We start from the raw sequence: 15965 nt of genomic DNA, 5'->3' as shown, positions 1-15965 counted from the left end.
CGCAGGACGAGCGCGCAACCATGGCTCAGCAGCCCGGATGACCCTCAGTGCGCGAGGACGAGGAGACGCCCCGGAGGGACACCGCGGACCAACCCGGACAATCAAGACCCTGCCCGGGGGAACCACCCCCAGCCCCGCCGGCGATTGAGGCGCGGGGTGTGGGGCGGAGCCCCACGAGCCGGGCCGCACCCGACGTGCAACCCCGTGCCCCGGCCGGTGGCCGCCCGGCCGGGGCATGGTTCGGGACGGCGGTCCGGGAAGACGCCGCCCCCGTACTGGGTGCGCGGGCCCGGGGCCAAGCAGGCGGCCCCGGCACCCCCGCCCGAGCCCCGCAGGGGCCCGCAGGGCTACGCAGGGCTACGCCGCGTCCCGGAAGCGCGTGGTCCGGTGGACCGGGTCCGTGTCGATGTGCGGGATCACGTGCTCGCCGATCAGCTTGATGGTGGTCATCGTGTCCTCGTACGAGACACCGGTCGGCAGACCAAAGGACAGCTGGTCCGCACCGGCCTGCTCCCAGCGCTTGCACTGCGCCCGGACCTCGGACGGGTCACCGCAGATCAGCAGTTCCTCGGCGATCAGGAGCTCGATGATCTCCGCGTTGTACTCCGGCAGGGTCTCGGGCCACTGCGGGATCGCCTCCGGCCGCGGGAAGGTGTCGTGGTAGCGGAAGACCAGCGACTGGAAGCGGTTCATGTTGGCGTTGACGGCGATCTCGACGGCCTTGTCGTGGGTCTCGGCGCAGATCGCGGTCGAGGTGACCATGACGTTGTCGTTGACGAAGGCGCCGATGGCCTTCGCCTCCTGGATGGCCGTCTTGTACTGGTCGAGGACCCACTCCATGTCGGAGACCTTCTGCACGCTGAAGCCCAGCACGCCGAGGCCCTTCTTCGCCGCCATGGCGTAGGAGGACGGGGAGCCGGCCGCGTACCACATGGCCGGGTGCGCCTTCCCGAAGGGCTTGGGGAAGATCTTCCGCGGCGGGAGCGACCAGTGCTTGCCCTGGAACCCCTCGTATTCCTCCTGGAGGAACATCTTGGGGAACTCCGCGATGGTCTCTTCCCAGATCTCCTTGGTGCCGTTCATGTCCTCGATGCCCGGGAGGAAGCCGAGGATCTCGTGGCTGCCCGCGCCGCGGCCGGTGCCGAATTCGAAGCGGCCCTTGGAGAGGTGGTCGAGCATGGTGACCTTTTCGGCCACCTTGACCGGGTGGTTGACCGGGGCGAGCGGGTTGAAGATGCCGGAGCCGAGGTGGATGCGCTCGGTGGCGGCCGCGAGGTAGCCGAGGAAGACCTCGTTCGCCGACAGGTGCGAGTACTCCTCCAGGAAGTGGTGCTCGGAGGCCCAGGCGTACTTGAAGCCGGACTTGTCGGCCTGGATGACGTACTCGGTCTCCTCCAACAGCGCCTTGTGCTCGGCCTGGGGGTCGACCTTGGACCGCGCCTCAGGCACGTATCCCTGCACGAAGAGCCCGAATTCCAAGGGGGTTCACCGTCCTTTGGTTTCTGACGTTGCGTCAGATTTGATGTCTCGACTGTTCCATCGCGGGGGCGGGAGCGTCAATACCTGACGCTCCATCAGATGGAGCTAGAGGATGCTGACGCCCGCCATCCAGCCGCCGTCGATGACGAACGGCTGGCCGGTGATGTACGAGGAGTCGTCGCCGGTCAGGAAGAGCGCCAGCTTGGCGATCTCCTCCGGCTGCCCGACCCGCCCCATCGGCACGACGCGCTTGTACAGCTCCGCCATCGCGTCCTTGGCCTCGTCGGTCATGTTGTCCGGGTCCAGCAGCCCCGGGTTGGCCATCGGGGTGTCCACGGCGCCCGGGCACATCGCGTTGACCCGGATCCCCTTGCCCGCCAGCTCCAGCGCGGCCACCCGGGTCAGGCCGAGGATGGCCGCCTTGGTCGCCGCGTACGTGCCGACGTACGCCATGCCCGTCAGGCCGGTGTACGAGGAGGTGTTGACAATCGTGCCGCCGCCGGCCGCCTCGATCTCGGGGGCCACCGACTTGATGCCGAGGAAGGCTCCCACCTGGTTGACCTGGACGACCTGCTGGAACTCCTCCAGCGGGGTCGCGGTCAGCTCGTTGAAGCGCAGGATGCCCGCGTTGTTGACCAGGCCGTTGATCGGGCCGAACGCTTCCTTCGCGGCGGCCGTCGCGGCCGCCCAGTCGTCCTCGCGGCTCACGTCGAGGTGGACGTAGCGGGCCCGGTCCTCGCCGATGTCCTTGGCCACGGCCGTGCCCTGCTCGTCCAGTACGTCGCCGAGCAGCACCTTGGCTCCCTCGGCGGCGAAGAGGCGGGCCTCCTGCTCACCCTGGCCGCGCGCCGCGCCGGTGATGATCACGACGCGCCCGTCCAGCTTGCCCATGCCGTACTCCCAGTCGTCTAGTCGTTGAGGTGCGGCGCGACGTCGGCGCCGAAAGCGGTGATCTGGTCGACGAGTTCGGCCCGGTCGCGGCTGCGGAAGCGGACCTGGATCTGGTCCACGCCGAGGGCCTTGTACTCCCGCAGGGACTCGGCGAGCGCCTCCGCCTTGCCGGTCAGGGTGCGGCGGCCGGTGTCCCAGCCGGGCTCGCCGACGTACAGGGTCTCGGTGATCGCCCCGAACTCGATGGGGTCGGCGACTCCGGCCTCCTCGCGGAGCTCCTTGATGCGGGCGATCTGCGCGGGCAGCTTCTCGCGCGGATCGCCCTGCGGGAGCCAGCCGTCGCCGCGGATCGCCGCGCGGCGCACGGCGGCGGGCGAGGAACCGCCGACCCAGACGGGGATCCGCTCCTGGGCGGGGCGGGGCAGCTGGCCGAGGTCCTTGAAGGAGAACCGCTCACCCTCGAACTCCGGGTACTCCTCCGGGCCCAGCGCCGCCCGCAGTGCGTCGAGGGTCTCGTCGAGGACGGCGCCACGGCGGGCGAAGTCCACCCCGAGGACCTCGAACTCCTCCTGGACGTGCCCGGCGCCGACGCCGAGGATCAGCCGACCGCCCGAGAGGTGGTCGAGGGTGGCGTACTGCTTGGCGCTGATCAGCGGGTGGCGCAGGCCGAGGATCGCGACGTGGCTGAGCAGCCGGACGTGCTCGGTGACGCCCGCGAGGAAGGACAGGGTGGCCACCGGGTCGTACCAGACGGTGCTCATGGGGCCGGCGAGCCGCCGGGGGATGGCCACGTGATCGCAGGTCGCCAGGTACCCGAAGCCCGCCCGGTCGGCGGCGCGGGCCACCTCGGCGAGATCGGCGGCGCCGGCCGTCGCCTCCCAGGGCTCGGCGTAGATGGTGCTCTGCGACTGGATCGGGAGCTGCATCCCGTAGACCAGCCGACCTTCCGGAAATACGCGCGCCATGCCGGGCCCGCCTCGCCTTCGTCTGCCGATTCGTCATATCGGTGCCGGGCCATCGTCGTAGCTGACGGTCCGTCAGGCAAGAGGTTCGACCCGGATCTCGCGTGACGCTTGGCGGGTACGGGTGCGTACCCGTACCCTTGGGGAATGGAAAGGAGCACGCCGATGCCCGACGCCAATATCCGTATCCCTGAGGAAGCCAAAGACAGACTCGCCGCCATAGCGGCCGCCGAAGGCTTGTCGCTGCGCGCCTACCTGGCCCGCCTCGCCGAGACGCTGCTCACTCCGGCCGAACGCGCCGAACGCGCCGAACGCGCCCGCGTCGCACTGTACGAATGGAACGGTTACGCGCCGACGGCCGCGGAGCAGCGGGACCTGGACCGCGAGCTGGACCGACGTCTGGCCGAGGCGGGGGACCTGTGACGGAGATGCACATCGTGCTGGACGAGACGGCAATGGTGGCCGCAGGCCAGGGGAACGTTCTGGCCTCCCGCCTCATCCACCGCGCGCACGCCGAGGCCGACTGGTTCCTGTACGCCCCCTCATGCGCGCTCGTCGAGGCCGACCGGACCCGGCCCGGTACGGCGGAGCACCTCGCCTCACTGCCCGGCATCACCATCCTCGACCTGGACCTGCCCGCCGCCCTGGCTGTCGCACGCCAGGAGACCTGGGCCGCCGCCCACAGCCAGTACGCAGCCCAGCCCACACCCGACCGCCCGGACGGAGCGGTCGTCGCCACCACGTTCCCCAAGCGGTGGGAAGGCGAGCCGGTTCGGATCCTGGATCTCAATCCATGACCCTGGCTGCTCGGTAGACAGCCGGGCACCAGGAACAGCCCGCCAGGATCAGAACCCTTCCGGGCCCATCACGATGATCGGCTTCGCCGTCGGGTCGAGGGTCTCCAGGACCTTCTTCATGGCCTCCTTCGGGATGCCGACGCAGCCCTGCGAGGGGCCGTCGTGGTCCACGTGGAGCCAGATGTTGCCGCCCTTGCGCTCGCCCTCCGGCTTGGTGGGGTCCAGCGGGGACGTGCCGGGCTTGCGGTTGAAGTCGATCGCGACGACGTAGTCGAAGGAGCCCGCCAGGGACTCCCCGTTCACCCCGCGGCCCGTCGCCACGAACGCGCTGTCCTTGTCGTACGGGAGCCTCGTGCCCGGCGGCTTCGGCAGCAGGCCGCCCGCGTCGGTCAGCGCGAAGACGCCCTGCGGGGAGGTCAGGTCACCGTAGGTGCGCTCCGTGGACCAGCCCTTGGCACCGTTGCGCGCCGGCCAGCTCTCGGCCCGCACCCAGTCGGCGCCGGCCGCGGTCCGGGTGTACAGGGTGGCGGTGGACTCCGAGGAGTCCTTGGCCTTGCCGGTGACCAGGATGAGCTGGCGGGACTCGGCGGGGATCTTGGCCCGGGTCTGCTCGCTGATGCCGGTCAGGCCCTGGAGGGATTCCCGGTGGGCGTCGCGCGCCGCGCGGTCCTCGCCCGGCGGGCGGGAGTCCGCCCGGGCCTGCGGCGCGGGCTGCGACTTCTCCGGGTCTGCGACGGTGTACACCCAGCCCGCCCCGAAGGTCAGCAGGCCGAAGGCAGCCGTCAGCGCCACACGGCGCGTCGGGCGGGGCGTGCGGGAGCGGGCGCGGCGGTGCTTGCTCATTGAACCGACCGTACATCAGCCGATCTTCGAACCCGGTGCACCGGTGACGGTGCACTGCCCCTCCGGCAGCGGGAAGCGGACCCGGACCTTCAGCCCGCCCTCCGGCTCCGCGTTGGCCTCGGCGACGAGCGACGCCCCGTGCGCCCGCGCGATCGCCGCGACGATCGAGAGCCCCAATCCGGCGCCCTCACCTGCGGTGTGCTGCCGTTCGGCACGCCGCCGGAACGGCTCCAGGAGCCTCGGAACGTCCGCCGGATCGATCACCGGGCCGGTGTTGGACACCGCCAGCTCCCCGTCGGCGGAGGTCTCGACGACGATCCTGCCGCCCTCGCGGTTGTGACGTACTGCATTGGTCAACAGGTTCCGGACCAGGTGCCCGAGGAGCGCCCGGTCCCCCGTCACCGTCAGCGGGGCGAGGGTCCGTACGACGGTCAGCGCGTGCGGCGGGTCGGCCGCGAGCTCCGCCGCGGCCAGCGCCGCCAGGTCGACCGGCCCGGTGGCCCCGGGCTCCAGGCCCTCCTGCGACACCGCGAGCAGCAGCAGGGATTCGACGAGGTGCTCACTGGACTCCGCGACGCCGATCAACCGCTCCCGGATCCGGGCCACCTTCTGCGGCGACGGCTCCCCGGCCAGCCCGATCTCGGCCGCGGCCCGCTGCACGGCCAGCGGGGTGCGCAGCTCGTGCGCCGCGTTCGCCGCGAACCGCCGCTGGGCGGAGACCAGATGCTCCATCCGCCCGAGCATCGCGTCGAAGGTGTCGGCCAGCTCCTTGAGCTCGCCGGGCGGGGCGTCGAGGGAGATCCGCTGGTCCAGGTTCTCCCCGGAAAGGCGGCGCGCGGTCTCGGTGATGACTCCGACGGGGCGCAGCACCCGGCCGGCCATCCACCAGGCGAGCCAGATCGACAGCACGGCGAAGACGGCCAGTGCGAGGAGCGAGTACATCAGCAGCCGGTGCCGGGTGGCGTCGGTGACGGCGCCCGAGAGGTCCTGGGTGAACGCGTAGCCCTTGAGCTCCTCGGGGGTGGGGCTCTCGCCCGGGGCCATGGTCCGGGCGGGTTCGGGCTTGCGGCCCAGGTCGGCGGTCTCGCCCGGTACGGGCAGCCGGTAGGCCGGGCTGACCGTACGGACGACCCCGCTGACGCTCGCGTACAGGCCCTGGCCGACGAGGACGTAGACGAGCGCCACCAGGCCGCCGCCGGCGAGGAGCAGCAGGGAACCGTAGAGGGCGGTGAGGCGGCCGCGTTCGGTGCGCGGGAGCAGGGCCTTCACCGGTCGGAGATCCGGTAGCCCGCGCCCGGCACGGTCTCGATCAGCGGCGGCACGCCCAGCTTGGCGCGGAGCTTGCTGAGGGTGACGCGGACGGCGTTGGTGGAGTAGCTGGTGTCCTGCTCCCACACCTGCTCGATCAGGTCGTCGCTGCTGACCACGGCCCCCTCGGCGCGCAGCAGCGTCTCCAGCACGGCGAACTCCTTGCGGGACAGCGCGAGCCGGTGCCCGTCGCGGGTGGCGGTGCGGCGGGCGGTGTCGACGGCGATGCCGGCGCGCTCCAGCACGGGCGGCAGGGCGGGGCGGGCGCGCCGGCCCAGCGCCAGGACGCGGGCGAGGAGTTCGTCGTAGGCGAAGGGCTTGGTGAGGTAGTCGTCGGCGCCGAGACCGAGTCCCTCGACCCGGTCGCGCACGGTCCCGGACGCGGTCAGCATCAGGACGCGGGTCGGCAGCCGCTCGCGCACCACCTGGCGGCAGACCTCGTCGCCGTGCAGGCCGGGCAGGTCGCGGTCGAGGACGAGGACGTCGTACGCGTCCAGTCGCAGGCGGCGCAGGGCCTCCAGGCCGTCGCCCGCCTCGTCGACGGCCAGGGCGTCGCGGCGCAGGCCCTCGGCGATCATCTCCCGGAGGAATTCCTCGTCCTCCACCACCAGTACGCGCATGCGTCCTCTTTACCGGAGATCGACATTTCGCCGTTGTAAGGGGGGTGCGAGAGGGAAGCGAAACCCCCTTTCCGCGCAGGCTCGGGACCATGAAGCGATCCCTGATCATGACCACGGCCGCGGTCGTCACCGGGCTGACCCTGTTCGCCACCGCCTGCGCGAACGACGGCTCGGGCGGGAAGAAGGACTCCGGCACGAACTCGGGCTCGAACTCCGGCGCCGGCGCCGAGGCCGACAACGCCGTGAAGATGCGCCAGTGTCTGCGCGAGCACGGCATCGACGCCCCCGACCCGGCGCCCGGCCAGGACCCGCGCGCGATGACGGTGGGCGGGGGCGCCGACCCGCAGAAGATGCAGGAGGCCATGAAGGCGTGCGGGATGGGCGGCCCCGGCTCGGGCAAGGAGCCCACGCAGGAGGAGAAGGACAAGGAGCTGAAGTGGATCCGCTGCATGCGCGAGAACGGGGTCGCCCTGAAGGACCCTGAGTACAACGGGGGCGCGCGGACCGGCATCGAGATACCCCAGGGCCAGGAGAAGGCCTTCGAGGACGCCCAGAAGAAGTGCGAAGGGGCCCGATGAGCTCCCGCTCGAAATGGCTGCTGGGCGCGCTGGCCGTCGTATTGGCCGTCTCGGGCGGCGGTTACGCCGTCATCGCGCAGCCGCAGCGGGACGACTCCGGGCGGGAGCGGCGTGCGGACGGGCTGCCGCCGGCCACGGCGCCGGTGCAGCGCGGCGACCTCAGTTCGGGCCTCCAGGTGGAGGGCACCCTCGGCTACGCGCAGGAGCGCAAGCTGAACGCGGGCGGGCCGGGCGTGCTGACGTGGGCCGCGGGCGAGGGCTCGGCGGTCGAGCGGGACGGGAAGCTCTACGAGGTCAACGGGCGGGCGGTGCGGCTGATGTACGGGGCCGTGCCGATGTACCGGCCGCTGAAGACGGGCGACAAGGGCGAGGACGTCAAGCAGCTGAAGCGCAACCTCCGGGCGCTGGGGTACGGGACCGGGCTCGACCCGGAGGACCCGACGTTCACGGCGGGCACGGCGACGGCGGTCAAACGGTGGCAGAAGGCGCACAAGACGGCGGAGACGGGCGAGGTCGGCAAGGAGGACGTCGCCTTCGCCTCGGGCCCGCAGCGGGTGCGCAAGAACGACGCGGCGGTCGGTGACGAGCCCGGCCCGGGCAAGCCGGTGCTCACGGTGACCGGCACGGAGCGGATCGTCCGCTTGCAGCTGGAGACGGCGAAGGCGGCCGCGGCGAAGGTCGGCGAACCGGTCACCGTACGGCTGCCGGGCGGGGCCACCGCCACCGGGAAGGTCGACTCGGTGGGCGGCACGGCCGGTTCGGGCGACGGGAACGAAGGTGGTGGCGGCGGGCCGGGCGGCGGGGACAAGAAGGCCAAGGTCGAGGTGTCCGTCACCTTCGACAAGCCCGCCGAGATCAACGCCCCGGACCGGTCCCCGGTGAGCGTCGGCCTGACCGGCGAGACCCGCAAGGGCGTGCTGTCCGTACCGGTGGGCGCGCTGCTCGCGCTCGCGGGCGGAGGCTTCGGCGTCCAGGTCGTGGAGGACGGCAGGGCCCGCGACGTGAAGGTCGAACTGGGCATGTTCGGCGGCGGCCGGGTCGAGGTGACCGGCGGCGCCCTCCAAGAGGGCATGCAGGTGGGGATCCCCAAACTATGACGAACACACCCATCGTGGTGGAACTGGCCGGGGTCACCAAGGAGTACCCGGGCGGGGTCGCCGCCCTGCGCGGGGTCGACCTGACCGTCCGCGGCGGTGAACTGCTCGCCATCGTCGGCCCGTCCGGCTCGGGCAAGTCCACCCTGCTGCACATCGTCGGCACCCTGGACCGCCCGACGGCGGGCGGTGTGCGCATCGCCGGCCACGACGTCGCGGCCCTGTCGGACCGTGCGCTGTCGGCGCTGCGCTCCCGGCACGTCGGCTTCGTGTTCCAGTCCTTCCACCTGGTGCCGGGCATCAGCGCCCTGGCGAACGTGGCCGAGGGACTGCTGTACTCCGGGCTCTCGCGCGCCGAGCGCGGCCGCCGGGCGGCCCGCGCCCTGGAACGCGTAGGCCTCGGCGACCGGATGGACCACCGGCCGCACGAGCTGTCCGGCGGGCAGAAGCAGCGCGTCGCCATCGCCCGGGCGGTGGCGGGCGAGCCGGACCTGCTGCTGGCCGACGAACCGACGGGCGCGCTGGACACGGCCTCCGGGGAGTCGGTGATGGAGCTGCTGCACGAGCTGAACGCGGGCGGGGACGGGGCCACCATCGCCGTGATCACCCACGACAACGAGATCGCGGCGAGCCTGCCGCGGCAGGTGCGGATCCGGGACGGGGAGATCGTGGCGGACGTACGGAACACGGCGGGGGTGCGGTCATGAGCGGTACGCGTACCCGTGCGCGGAAGCTGGTTCCGCCGAGGCTGTCCCCGCGGGACGTCCTGCACGTCGGATCGGCGGGCCTGCGCTCCCGCCCGATGCGGGTGTTCCTGTCCGCGCTCGGCATCGCCATCGGCATCGCGACGATGATCGCGGTGGTCGGCATCTCCTCCTCCAGCCAGGCCAAGCTGCTGCGCGAGCTCGACGCGCTCGGCACCAACATGCTGGTCGTGACGCCGGGCAAGGGGATGTTCACCGGGCAGGACACCAAGCTGCCCAAGGACTCCCCCGGCATGATCTCCCGCATCGAAGGCGTCGAGTCGGTCGGTACCACCGGTGACGTGGCCGAGTCCGTACGGCGCTCGGAGAACATCCCGAAGGAGGAGACCGGCGGGATCGCGCTGAAGGCCGCCAAGGACGACCTGCCGGCCACCCTGCGTGCGAAGACGGGCAGCGGCAGCTGGCTCAGCCAGGCCACCGGCCGGTACCCGGCGGTGGTGCTCGGCGACGTGGCCGCGCGCCGCCTCGGCATCACCGAGCCGGGCCGGCAGGTGTTCATCGGCGGCCGGTACTTCACGGTGATCGGCATCCTGGAGCCGATCCCGCTGGCCCCGGAGATCGAACGGTCGGCGCTGATCGGCTGGGACGTCGCCGAGCAGCTGCTCGGCTTCGACGGACACCCGACGGCGGTGTACGAGCGCTCGGCGGACGACCGGGTGGCGGAGGTCAGGAAGCTGATCGCCCCGACGGCCAACCCCGAGACCCCGAGCGCGGTCTCGGTCACCGACCCCTCGGCGGCGCTCCAGGCGAAGGCGGCCACGGAGGGCGCCTTCAGCACGCTGCTGCTGGGCCTGGGCGGGATCGCCCTGCTGGTGGGCGGGGTCGGCGTCGCCAACACGATGATCATCTCGGTGCTGGAGCGGCGCCACGAGATCGGCCTGCGCCGCTCCCTGGGCGGCACCAAGGGCCAGATCCGGATCCAGTTCGTCACCGAATCCCTCCTCCTGTCCGGACTCGGCGGGCTGGCGGGCATCGCCCTGGGCGGCGCGGCCACGGGGGTCTACGCGCAGGCCGGAGACCTCCCCTGGGTGGTCCCGTTGTGGGCGGTGACCGGCGGCTTCGCGGCCACCCTCGCGATCGGCACGCTGGCCGGCCTCTACCCGGCGGTGCGCGCGGCCCGGCTCTCGCCGACGCTGGCGCTGGCGGCGGCATAGGCGCGCGGGAGGCGGGGTGGGGGCGGGGCGGTGGGGCGGTTCAGCGGGCGGAAAAACCGGGCGTAAACCCCATGCACCGCCTCCACCCACCGGCGTACGCTGACTCGATGCGAACTCCACGTCACGCGGCGCGCGTTGTCATCGTCTCCCCCACCGGATCGGTGTTCCTCTTCCGCGAGGACAACGTGGAGGTGGGCATCCACTGGCTGCCCCCGGGCGGCGGCATCGATCCCGGCGAGACTCCCGAGGACTGCGTACGGCCGGAACTGCGCGAGGAGACCGGCTGGACCGACCTGGAGCCCGAGCGGCTGCTGTGCACCTGGGAGCACGACTTCACGCACCAGGGCGTCCCGGTCCGCCAGCACGAGCACATCTACGTCACGAGCGGCCCGCACCGCGAACCGGTCCTGGAGGCACCCGACATCCACTGGCAGTGGCTCCCCCAGGAGCGCCTGGCCACCCTCGGCGAACCCCTGTGGCCGCCCCGCCTCGCGGAACTCCTGGCCGACACCCCGGCGGAGCCGGTCCACTTGGGGCTGCTGAGCTAGTGCTGTGGCCCGTCGTCAGCTCTTCCCGGTGGCCTTGGCGTACAGCGAGGCGGCGTACTCCCCGAGGACGGTGCTGGTCGACACGTCGTCGGTGTCGCCGCCCGTGAGGATGCCGACGATCTTCCCGTCGCCGGCGATCCACGCGCTGCCGCTGGTGCCGCCGGGGAAGTCGGCGCAGTCGAAGCGCTGTTCGGTCTCGCTCAGTTTGACCGCGACCGCCGTGCAGGTACGGGGAACCTTGCGGTCGGCGGGATAACCGGTGACGGTCACCTCCTCGGCGGTGCGCCCGCTGGTGTCGAGGGCGGCGGCGCCGGTCACGTCCTCGATGTTGCGCCCCTTGTCGTCGGGGGCGAGGCGGGCGAAGGCGAGGTCGTAGTCGTCGTCCGTGCCGTCGGCCCAGCGGTCGTCTTCGAAGACCTGCTGGATCTTCCAAGTGCCGTACGGAGCAAACCCGTTGGCGTAAGCGGGTGCGAAGACGGCTCCGCCTTCGCCCGTCTGGTCGCCGGCCAACAGGCAGTGCCCGGCGGTGATGATCAGGTTCTTGCCCGGGCTGCGCACGACGGTCGCGGTGCAGAAGTGGTCCCCGTCCAGGCCGCCCGTGAACAGGGCCCCGGTGAAGGCGGCCGGGCCGCCGGGCTTCGGGGTCACCGGCGCGGGCAGCGGGGCAGTGAGCTGAGGCTTGGGCGAAGCTTGCGAACGCGACGGAGCGGTCGGCGAAGCGGTCGGTGAAGCGGTCGGCGCGGCCTTCGCCCGCACGGCCGGAGCCCCCTCGGGCGGCGGCACCAGCTCCGCCACCGCCGCGGACGCGCCCAGCGCCGCCACGGCGCACAGCACCACCGTCACCACGTTCCGCCTGTCCACCGGCATGATGATCCTTCCGCTTTGCCCCGGCGAAGCATGCCCCGCGGACAGCCGCAGGTGCAAGGGGAGCCACCGGTTCAGGAAGCCGTCGTCACCGCGCCACGAACCTTTCGTACGAAACGAAGGCCCGGCCGCCCGTCCAGCTCGACCTCCCCGTCCGGTACGAAGCCCGTACGGGCCAACACGGCGCGCGAGCCCGCGTTGTCGAGGGTCGTCACGGCCCGCAGCTCGGTCAGTCCGTACTCCGTGGCGGCCAGGTCGCACACCTCCCGCACGGCGGCCGTCGCCAGTCCCCGCCCGGCGGCCTTCTCGGCGATCCGGTAGCCGAGCTCGGCCGAGCCGTCCGCCACGTCGACGAGGTTGACCCGCCCCTCCACCGCGCCGTCGTCACCCACCAGCAGGTGGAAGATGCACGTCCCCTCGGACTGCTCGGCCAGCAGCGCGCGGTGCCGCTCGTCGAAGTGCGCGAAGTAGAGGTCGCCGCGGTCCGGGACCGACGCGGCGAAGTAGGCCCGGTTCTTCCGCTCGAACTCGAGGAGGGCCGGGGCGTGGTCGGGACGCAGGCGCTGGAGTCGGGGCATGGCCCGACACTAAATGGATTGGCCTGTGCGGGCAGTCGTACTGGGACACCTATCCCCGCGGCGCGGACGTCGTTCAACGCCGGGCGAAGCCCGCCTGGTGGGTGTGGAGGGTGACGGTACCGCCGCCGAGGTACTCGGCCTTCTGCCGGAGCTGGTCCACGACCGCCTCGCTCGGGCGGCCGTACACGTCGATCGACCTCAGGCGGACGAAGGCGCCCATCGCCCGGAACTTCGGCCCGCCGAGCTCCATGTGGAGCCGCATCGACGCCGAGTCCGGATGGACGGCCACGACGGTCATCACGGCGTCGGACTCGTCGAGGAAGAAGTGGTACGCGATCAGCTGCGGCTCATTCGCTTCCACGAACGCGGCCAGCTCGCGCATCCCCTCTTTGGCCTCCGCGAGCTTGCCATCGCGGATGTCCGAGCGGTCGACGTAATAGATGGGTTCCGCCATGACGCCCGAATCTACCGCCCAGACGACTCCGCAGCCCGTATCAGAACAGAGCAGCCCCCCCATACGGCCTGCGGCCTCGCGTGGGAGCCCACTCCACCCCGGGTAGGGCGATTGCCCGATCCCGGCGCGCCCTCCTTAGACCCACGCTGACCCCATGACGAGGTGGGGAACGGGAACGGGAACGGGAACGGGAACAGTACGGGTCCTGCGGGACCGGAACGCGGGGCTGTATCTGTCCGGGGTGGTGGTGTCCGGGTTCGGGACGACCGCGATGTGGCTGGTCGCCGGGGTCTGGGTGAAGTCGCTGACCGGCTCGGACTCGCTCGCGGCGCTCACCGTGTTCGCGATGTGGGCGCCGATCCTGGTGGGGCCGGCGCTGGGGGCGCTCGTCGACCGGATGCCGCGACGGCCGGTGCTCGTCGCGGTGAACCTCCTGATGGCGGCGCTGCTGCCGGTGCTGCTCCTGCTCGACTCGGCGGACCGGGTGTGGCTGATGTTCGCCGTGCTGCTGGTGTACGGGATCTGCGGCACCCTCCACGAGGCGGCGGAGGCGGCGCTGGTGGCGCGGGCCGTCGACGCCCGGCTGCTCGGGGACTTCAACGGGCTGCGGCTGACGGCCGGCGAGAGCGTGAAGCTGCTCGCGCCGCTGGTGGGGGCGGGACTGTTCGCCCGGTTCGGCGGGGCGTCGGTGGCGCTGCTCGACGCGCTGACGTTCGCGCTGGCCGCGGGGATCTTCGTACGGCTGCGGGTACGGGAGGACGGGCCGCGGCCGGGCCCGGACGGGGGCGGGTTCGCGGAGGGGGCGCGGCAGTTGTGGGGCTCCGCCGTGGTGCGGCCGCTGGTGCTCGCGGGCGGGGCGGTGATGTTCCTGGCCGGGCTGAACGGCGCCGCGGTCTACGCGGTCGCGGACGGGGTGCTGGGTCGCGCCCCGGCCTGGGTGGGAGTGCTGTACGCGGTGCAGGGCGCGGGTTCCGTGCTGATCGGGCTCACGGCGGGAGCGTTGCTGCGGCGGATGCCGGCGCGGGTGTTCGCGGCCGCGGGGACGGCCGTGTTCGCGCTGGGCGTCGGGGCCAGGGCACTGCCGTACGACGCGGTGGTCCTGGCGGGCAGCGCGGCGATCGGCATGGGGCTGCCCTGCGTGCTGGTGGCCGCGCTGACCGCGGTGCAGCGCGAGGTCCCGGACGCCGCCTTGGGCCGCGGCGCCGCCACGGCCAACACCCTGCTGTTCGTCCCGAACGCGGTGGCCCTGGCGCTGGGCGCGGGTCTGGTGACGCTGGTGGACGTACGGGCGCTGCTGGCGGCCGTGGCGGTGGCGGGTCTGGTGGTGGCGGGCACGCTGCTCACGGAGGCCACGCGTGAGCAGCGGTGACGCCTACCGCTTCACGCCCCCGACCCCGCCCACAGCCCGTCCCGCGTCAGCCCGAGCAGGTCGATCGCGTTGCCGCGCACGATGCGGTCCACCACGTCCGGGGCCAGGTGCCCCATCTGCGCCTCGCCGACCTCGCGGGACTTCGGCCAGGTGGAGTCCGAGTGGGGGTAGTCGGTCTCGTAGAGGACGTTGGCGACGCCGATGGAGTCGAGGTTCTTGAGCCCGAAGGCGTCGTCGAAGAAGCAGCCGAAGACGTGCTCGGCGAAGAGCTCCGACGGCGGCCGGTGGACCTTGTCCGCGACGCCGCCCCAGCCGCGGTTCTCCTCCCAGACCACGTTCGCGCGTTCCAGGATGTACGGGATCCAGCCGATCTGGCCCTCCGCGTACATGATCTTCAGGTTCGGGAAGCGTTCGAACTTGCCGCTCATCAGCCAGTCGACCATCGAGAAGCAGCAGTTGGCGAAGGTGATGGTGGAGCCGACCGCCGGCGGGGCGTCCGCGGAGGTAGACGGCATGCGCGAGGAGGAGCCGATGTGCATGGCGATGACCGTGCCGGTCTCGTCGCACGCCTCCAGGAAGGGGTCCCACTCGTCGGTGTGGATGGACGGGAGGCCCAGGTGCGGGGGTATCTCGGAGAAGGCGACGGCGCGCACGCCGCGGGCGGCGTTGCGGCGGACCTCGGCGGCGGCGAGGCGGGCGTCCCACAGGGGGATCAGGGTGAGGGGGATCAGGCGGCCGTGGGCGTCGGGGCCGCACCACTCCTCCACCATCCAGTCGTTGTACGCCCGTACGCCGAGCAGCCCCAGCTCGCGGTCCTTGGCTTCGGTGAAGGTCTGGCCGCAGAAGCGCGGGAAGGTCGGGAAGCAGAGCGCCGACTGGACGTGGTTGACGTCCATGTCCGCGAGCCGGTCGGGAACCGAAAAGGACCCGGGGCGCATCTGCTCGTAGGTGATGACTTCCAGTTTGATCTCGTCGCGGTCGTACCCGACGGCCGTGTCGAGGCGGGTGAGCGGCCGGTGCAGGTCCTCGTACACCCACCAGTCGCCGATCGGGCCGTCGTCGCCCTTGGCTCCCATGACGGGGGCGAACTTGCCTCCGAGGAAGGTCATTTCCTTCAGGGGGGCGCGGACGACGCGGGGGCCGATGTCCTTGTACTTGGACGGGAGCCGGTCCCGCCAGACGTGGGGGGGCTCAACCGTGTGGTCGTCCACCGAGATGATCTTCGGGAAGGTCTCCATGACTCCTACGGTAGCGCTGATCTGACGAACCGTCAGCTAGTTGGGGGTCGATCGCCCCGGGACGGGCTGACGTGTACGCGCAAGACAGGGCAGACTGACCATTACACCGACGGAAGGCAGGGTGACGACAGATGGACGGCGTACCGGCCATCCCGCAGCCGCGGAAGCCCCTTGCGGCTGCCGCCGCACCCGAGGCCGCACCCACTGGCCCCCTCGCCGGGACGGGTGAAGCGGAAGGCGGCGACACCATCGCCAAGTCCGCGGCCCGCACCGGCGTCAACCCCGCCGGTGCCGGGACGCCCGAGACCCCGGCCGCCGGTTCCGACGGGGTCGGGCGTGTGCCGGGGCGTCCCCGCAGGGCGCCGAACACAACCACCGCCCGGCCCTCCGACCCCTGGAAACGTTCGGCGCCCGAGGAGACGCC

Annotated in this window: 18 protein-coding genes and 1 pseudogene; 9 read left to right on the top strand and 10 right to left on the bottom strand. The window is 72.0% G+C overall.

Going from position 1 to position 15965, the window contains the following annotated elements:
* Positions 1-357: 357 nt before the first annotated feature.
* The 3 genes from ACFV9H_RS39260 to ACFV9H_RS39250 form a co-directional block, all read right to left on the bottom strand.
* Entirely contained in the window at positions 358-1479 is a 1122-nt protein-coding gene (locus ACFV9H_RS39260; RefSeq protein WP_385408405.1) for an LLM class flavin-dependent oxidoreductase, read from the bottom strand.
* A 105-nt stretch (positions 1480-1584) separates the two neighbouring features.
* Complete coding sequence (locus tag ACFV9H_RS39255) at positions 1585-2370, bottom strand: SDR family NAD(P)-dependent oxidoreductase (protein ID WP_385408403.1); 786 nt, start codon at positions 2368-2370, stop codon at positions 1585-1587.
* Between the two features lie 17 nt (positions 2371-2387).
* Entirely contained in the window at positions 2388-3335 is a 948-nt protein-coding gene (locus ACFV9H_RS39250) for an LLM class F420-dependent oxidoreductase (protein ID WP_385408401.1), read from the bottom strand.
* Between the two features lie 162 nt (positions 3336-3497).
* Between ACFV9H_RS39250 and ACFV9H_RS39245 the strand changes: the two genes are divergently transcribed.
* Positions 3498-3755 carry a hypothetical protein gene (locus ACFV9H_RS39245; protein WP_385408399.1) on the top strand — a complete coding sequence of 86 codons (258 nt, stop codon included), beginning with the start codon at positions 3498-3500 and terminating at the stop codon, positions 3753-3755.
* A 5-nt stretch (positions 3756-3760) separates the two neighbouring features.
* On the top strand, positions 3761-4129 hold the full coding sequence (locus ACFV9H_RS39240; RefSeq protein ID WP_385408407.1) for a hypothetical protein: 369 nt from the start codon (positions 3761-3763) through the stop codon (positions 4127-4129).
* A gap of 48 nt (positions 4130-4177) precedes the next feature.
* Here ACFV9H_RS39240 and ACFV9H_RS39235 read toward each other — a convergent pair whose 3' ends face one another.
* Genes ACFV9H_RS39235 through ACFV9H_RS39225 form a run of 3 tightly spaced genes read right to left on the bottom strand, consistent with a single transcriptional unit; the run spans position 4178 to position 6900 of the window.
* Positions 4178-4972, bottom strand: a complete 795-nt coding sequence (locus tag ACFV9H_RS39235; protein WP_385408397.1) for a hypothetical protein — start codon at positions 4970-4972, stop codon at positions 4178-4180.
* Between the two features lie 15 nt (positions 4973-4987).
* Entirely contained in the window at positions 4988-6241 is a 1254-nt protein-coding gene (locus ACFV9H_RS39230) for a sensor histidine kinase (protein WP_385408395.1), read from the bottom strand.
* On the bottom strand, positions 6238-6900 hold the full coding sequence (locus ACFV9H_RS39225; protein WP_385408393.1) for a response regulator transcription factor: 663 nt from the start codon (positions 6898-6900) through the stop codon (positions 6238-6240). Before ACFV9H_RS39225 ends, ACFV9H_RS39230 begins: the two co-directional genes overlap by 4 nt.
* Before the next feature lie 89 nt (positions 6901-6989).
* On the opposite strand from ACFV9H_RS39225, the gene ACFV9H_RS39220 reads away from it, so the two are divergent.
* From ACFV9H_RS39220 to ACFV9H_RS39200, 5 genes are all read left to right on the top strand, one after another.
* Positions 6990-7478 carry a hypothetical protein gene (locus ACFV9H_RS39220; protein ID WP_385408391.1) on the top strand — a complete coding sequence of 163 codons (489 nt, stop codon included), beginning with the start codon at positions 6990-6992 and terminating at the stop codon, positions 7476-7478.
* Positions 7475-8575, top strand: a complete 1101-nt coding sequence (locus tag ACFV9H_RS39215) for a peptidoglycan-binding protein (protein ID WP_385408389.1) — start codon at positions 7475-7477, stop codon at positions 8573-8575. The genes ACFV9H_RS39220 and ACFV9H_RS39215 overlap by 4 nt, the downstream gene beginning before the upstream one ends.
* Positions 8572-9279 carry an ABC transporter ATP-binding protein gene (locus ACFV9H_RS39210; RefSeq protein WP_385408387.1) on the top strand — a complete coding sequence of 236 codons (708 nt, stop codon included), beginning with the start codon at positions 8572-8574 and terminating at the stop codon, positions 9277-9279. Before ACFV9H_RS39215 ends, ACFV9H_RS39210 begins: the two co-directional genes overlap by 4 nt.
* Complete coding sequence (locus ACFV9H_RS39205) at positions 9276-10490, top strand: ABC transporter permease (RefSeq protein ID WP_385408385.1); 1215 nt, start codon at positions 9276-9278, stop codon at positions 10488-10490. Before ACFV9H_RS39210 ends, ACFV9H_RS39205 begins: the two co-directional genes overlap by 4 nt.
* A 107-nt stretch (positions 10491-10597) precedes the next feature.
* Complete coding sequence (locus ACFV9H_RS39200) at positions 10598-11038, top strand: NUDIX hydrolase (protein WP_385408383.1); 441 nt, start codon at positions 10598-10600, stop codon at positions 11036-11038.
* A 15-nt stretch (positions 11039-11053) separates the two neighbouring features.
* Here the strand turns inward: ACFV9H_RS39200 and ACFV9H_RS39195 are convergent, their stop codons facing one another.
* The 3 genes from ACFV9H_RS39195 to ACFV9H_RS39185 form a co-directional block, all read right to left on the bottom strand.
* Complete coding sequence (locus tag ACFV9H_RS39195; protein WP_385408381.1) at positions 11054-11899, bottom strand: trypsin-like peptidase domain-containing protein; 846 nt, start codon at positions 11897-11899, stop codon at positions 11054-11056.
* A gap of 77 nt (positions 11900-11976) precedes the next feature.
* Entirely contained in the window at positions 11977-12480 is a 504-nt protein-coding gene (locus tag ACFV9H_RS39190; RefSeq protein WP_385408379.1) for a GNAT family N-acetyltransferase, read from the bottom strand.
* 73 nt (positions 12481-12553) lie between these two features.
* Positions 12554-12934 carry a hypothetical protein gene (locus ACFV9H_RS39185; protein WP_385408378.1) on the bottom strand — a complete coding sequence of 127 codons (381 nt, stop codon included), beginning with the start codon at positions 12932-12934 and terminating at the stop codon, positions 12554-12556.
* Positions 12935-13088: 154 nt separating this feature from the next.
* On the opposite strand from ACFV9H_RS39185, the gene ACFV9H_RS39180 reads away from it, so the two are divergent.
* Entirely contained in the window at positions 13089-14303 is a 1215-nt protein-coding gene (locus tag ACFV9H_RS39180; protein ID WP_385408376.1) for an MFS transporter, read from the top strand.
* An 11-nt stretch (positions 14304-14314) separates the two neighbouring features.
* Here the strand turns inward: ACFV9H_RS39180 and ACFV9H_RS39175 are convergent, their stop codons facing one another.
* The gene (locus ACFV9H_RS39175) at positions 14315-15541 is read right to left on the bottom strand and encodes an amidohydrolase family protein (RefSeq protein WP_385408374.1); all 1227 of its coding nucleotides are present in this window, start codon (positions 15539-15541) and stop codon (positions 14315-14317) included.
* Between the two features lie 131 nt (positions 15542-15672).
* Here ACFV9H_RS39175 and ACFV9H_RS39170 point away from each other — a divergent pair.
* Positions 15673-15965 (top strand): annotated as a pseudogene (locus tag ACFV9H_RS39170) (hypothetical protein); the annotation flags it as partial.

Origin of the sequence: Streptomyces sp. NPDC059874 (genome assembly GCF_042731135.1) — a bacterium.
GTDB lineage: Bacteria > Actinomycetota > Actinomycetes > Streptomycetales > Streptomycetaceae > Streptomyces.
Note: the sequence above shows the minus strand (reverse complement) of the source record. Positions and strands in the feature narration are given on the sequence as shown.

What these genes read in the sequence shown, in the direction of transcription:
- ACFV9H_RS39245 (WP_385408399.1), top strand. Translation starts at nt 3,498, where the DNA reads ATGCCCGACGCCAATATCCGTATCCCTGAGGAAGCCAAAGACAGACTC.
- ACFV9H_RS39235 (WP_385408397.1), bottom strand. Translation starts at nt 4,972, where the DNA reads ATGAGCAAGCACCGCCGCGCCCGCTCCCGCACGCCCCGCCCGACGCGC.
- ACFV9H_RS39180 (WP_385408376.1), top strand. Translation starts at nt 13,089, where the DNA reads ATGACGAGGTGGGGAACGGGAACGGGAACGGGAACGGGAACAGTACGG.
- ACFV9H_RS39220 (WP_385408391.1), top strand. Translation starts at nt 6,990, where the DNA reads ATGAAGCGATCCCTGATCATGACCACGGCCGCGGTCGTCACCGGGCTG.
- ACFV9H_RS39255 (WP_385408403.1), bottom strand. Translation starts at nt 2,370, where the DNA reads ATGGGCAAGCTGGACGGGCGCGTCGTGATCATCACCGGCGCGGCGCGC.
- ACFV9H_RS39215 (WP_385408389.1), top strand. Translation starts at nt 7,475, where the DNA reads ATGAGCTCCCGCTCGAAATGGCTGCTGGGCGCGCTGGCCGTCGTATTG.
- ACFV9H_RS39240 (WP_385408407.1), top strand. Translation starts at nt 3,761, where the DNA reads ATGCACATCGTGCTGGACGAGACGGCAATGGTGGCCGCAGGCCAGGGG.
- ACFV9H_RS39190 (WP_385408379.1), bottom strand. Translation starts at nt 12,480, where the DNA reads ATGCCCCGACTCCAGCGCCTGCGTCCCGACCACGCCCCGGCCCTCCTC.
- ACFV9H_RS39250 (WP_385408401.1), bottom strand. Translation starts at nt 3,335, where the DNA reads ATGGCGCGCGTATTTCCGGAAGGTCGGCTGGTCTACGGGATGCAGCTC.
- ACFV9H_RS39200 (WP_385408383.1), top strand. Translation starts at nt 10,598, where the DNA reads ATGCGAACTCCACGTCACGCGGCGCGCGTTGTCATCGTCTCCCCCACC.
- ACFV9H_RS39175 (WP_385408374.1), bottom strand. Translation starts at nt 15,541, where the DNA reads ATGGAGACCTTCCCGAAGATCATCTCGGTGGACGACCACACGGTTGAG.
- ACFV9H_RS39185 (WP_385408378.1), bottom strand. Translation starts at nt 12,934, where the DNA reads ATGGCGGAACCCATCTATTACGTCGACCGCTCGGACATCCGCGATGGC.
- ACFV9H_RS39210 (WP_385408387.1), top strand. Translation starts at nt 8,572, where the DNA reads ATGACGAACACACCCATCGTGGTGGAACTGGCCGGGGTCACCAAGGAG.
- ACFV9H_RS39225 (WP_385408393.1), bottom strand. Translation starts at nt 6,900, where the DNA reads ATGCGCGTACTGGTGGTGGAGGACGAGGAATTCCTCCGGGAGATGATC.
- ACFV9H_RS39205 (WP_385408385.1), top strand. Translation starts at nt 9,276, where the DNA reads ATGAGCGGTACGCGTACCCGTGCGCGGAAGCTGGTTCCGCCGAGGCTG.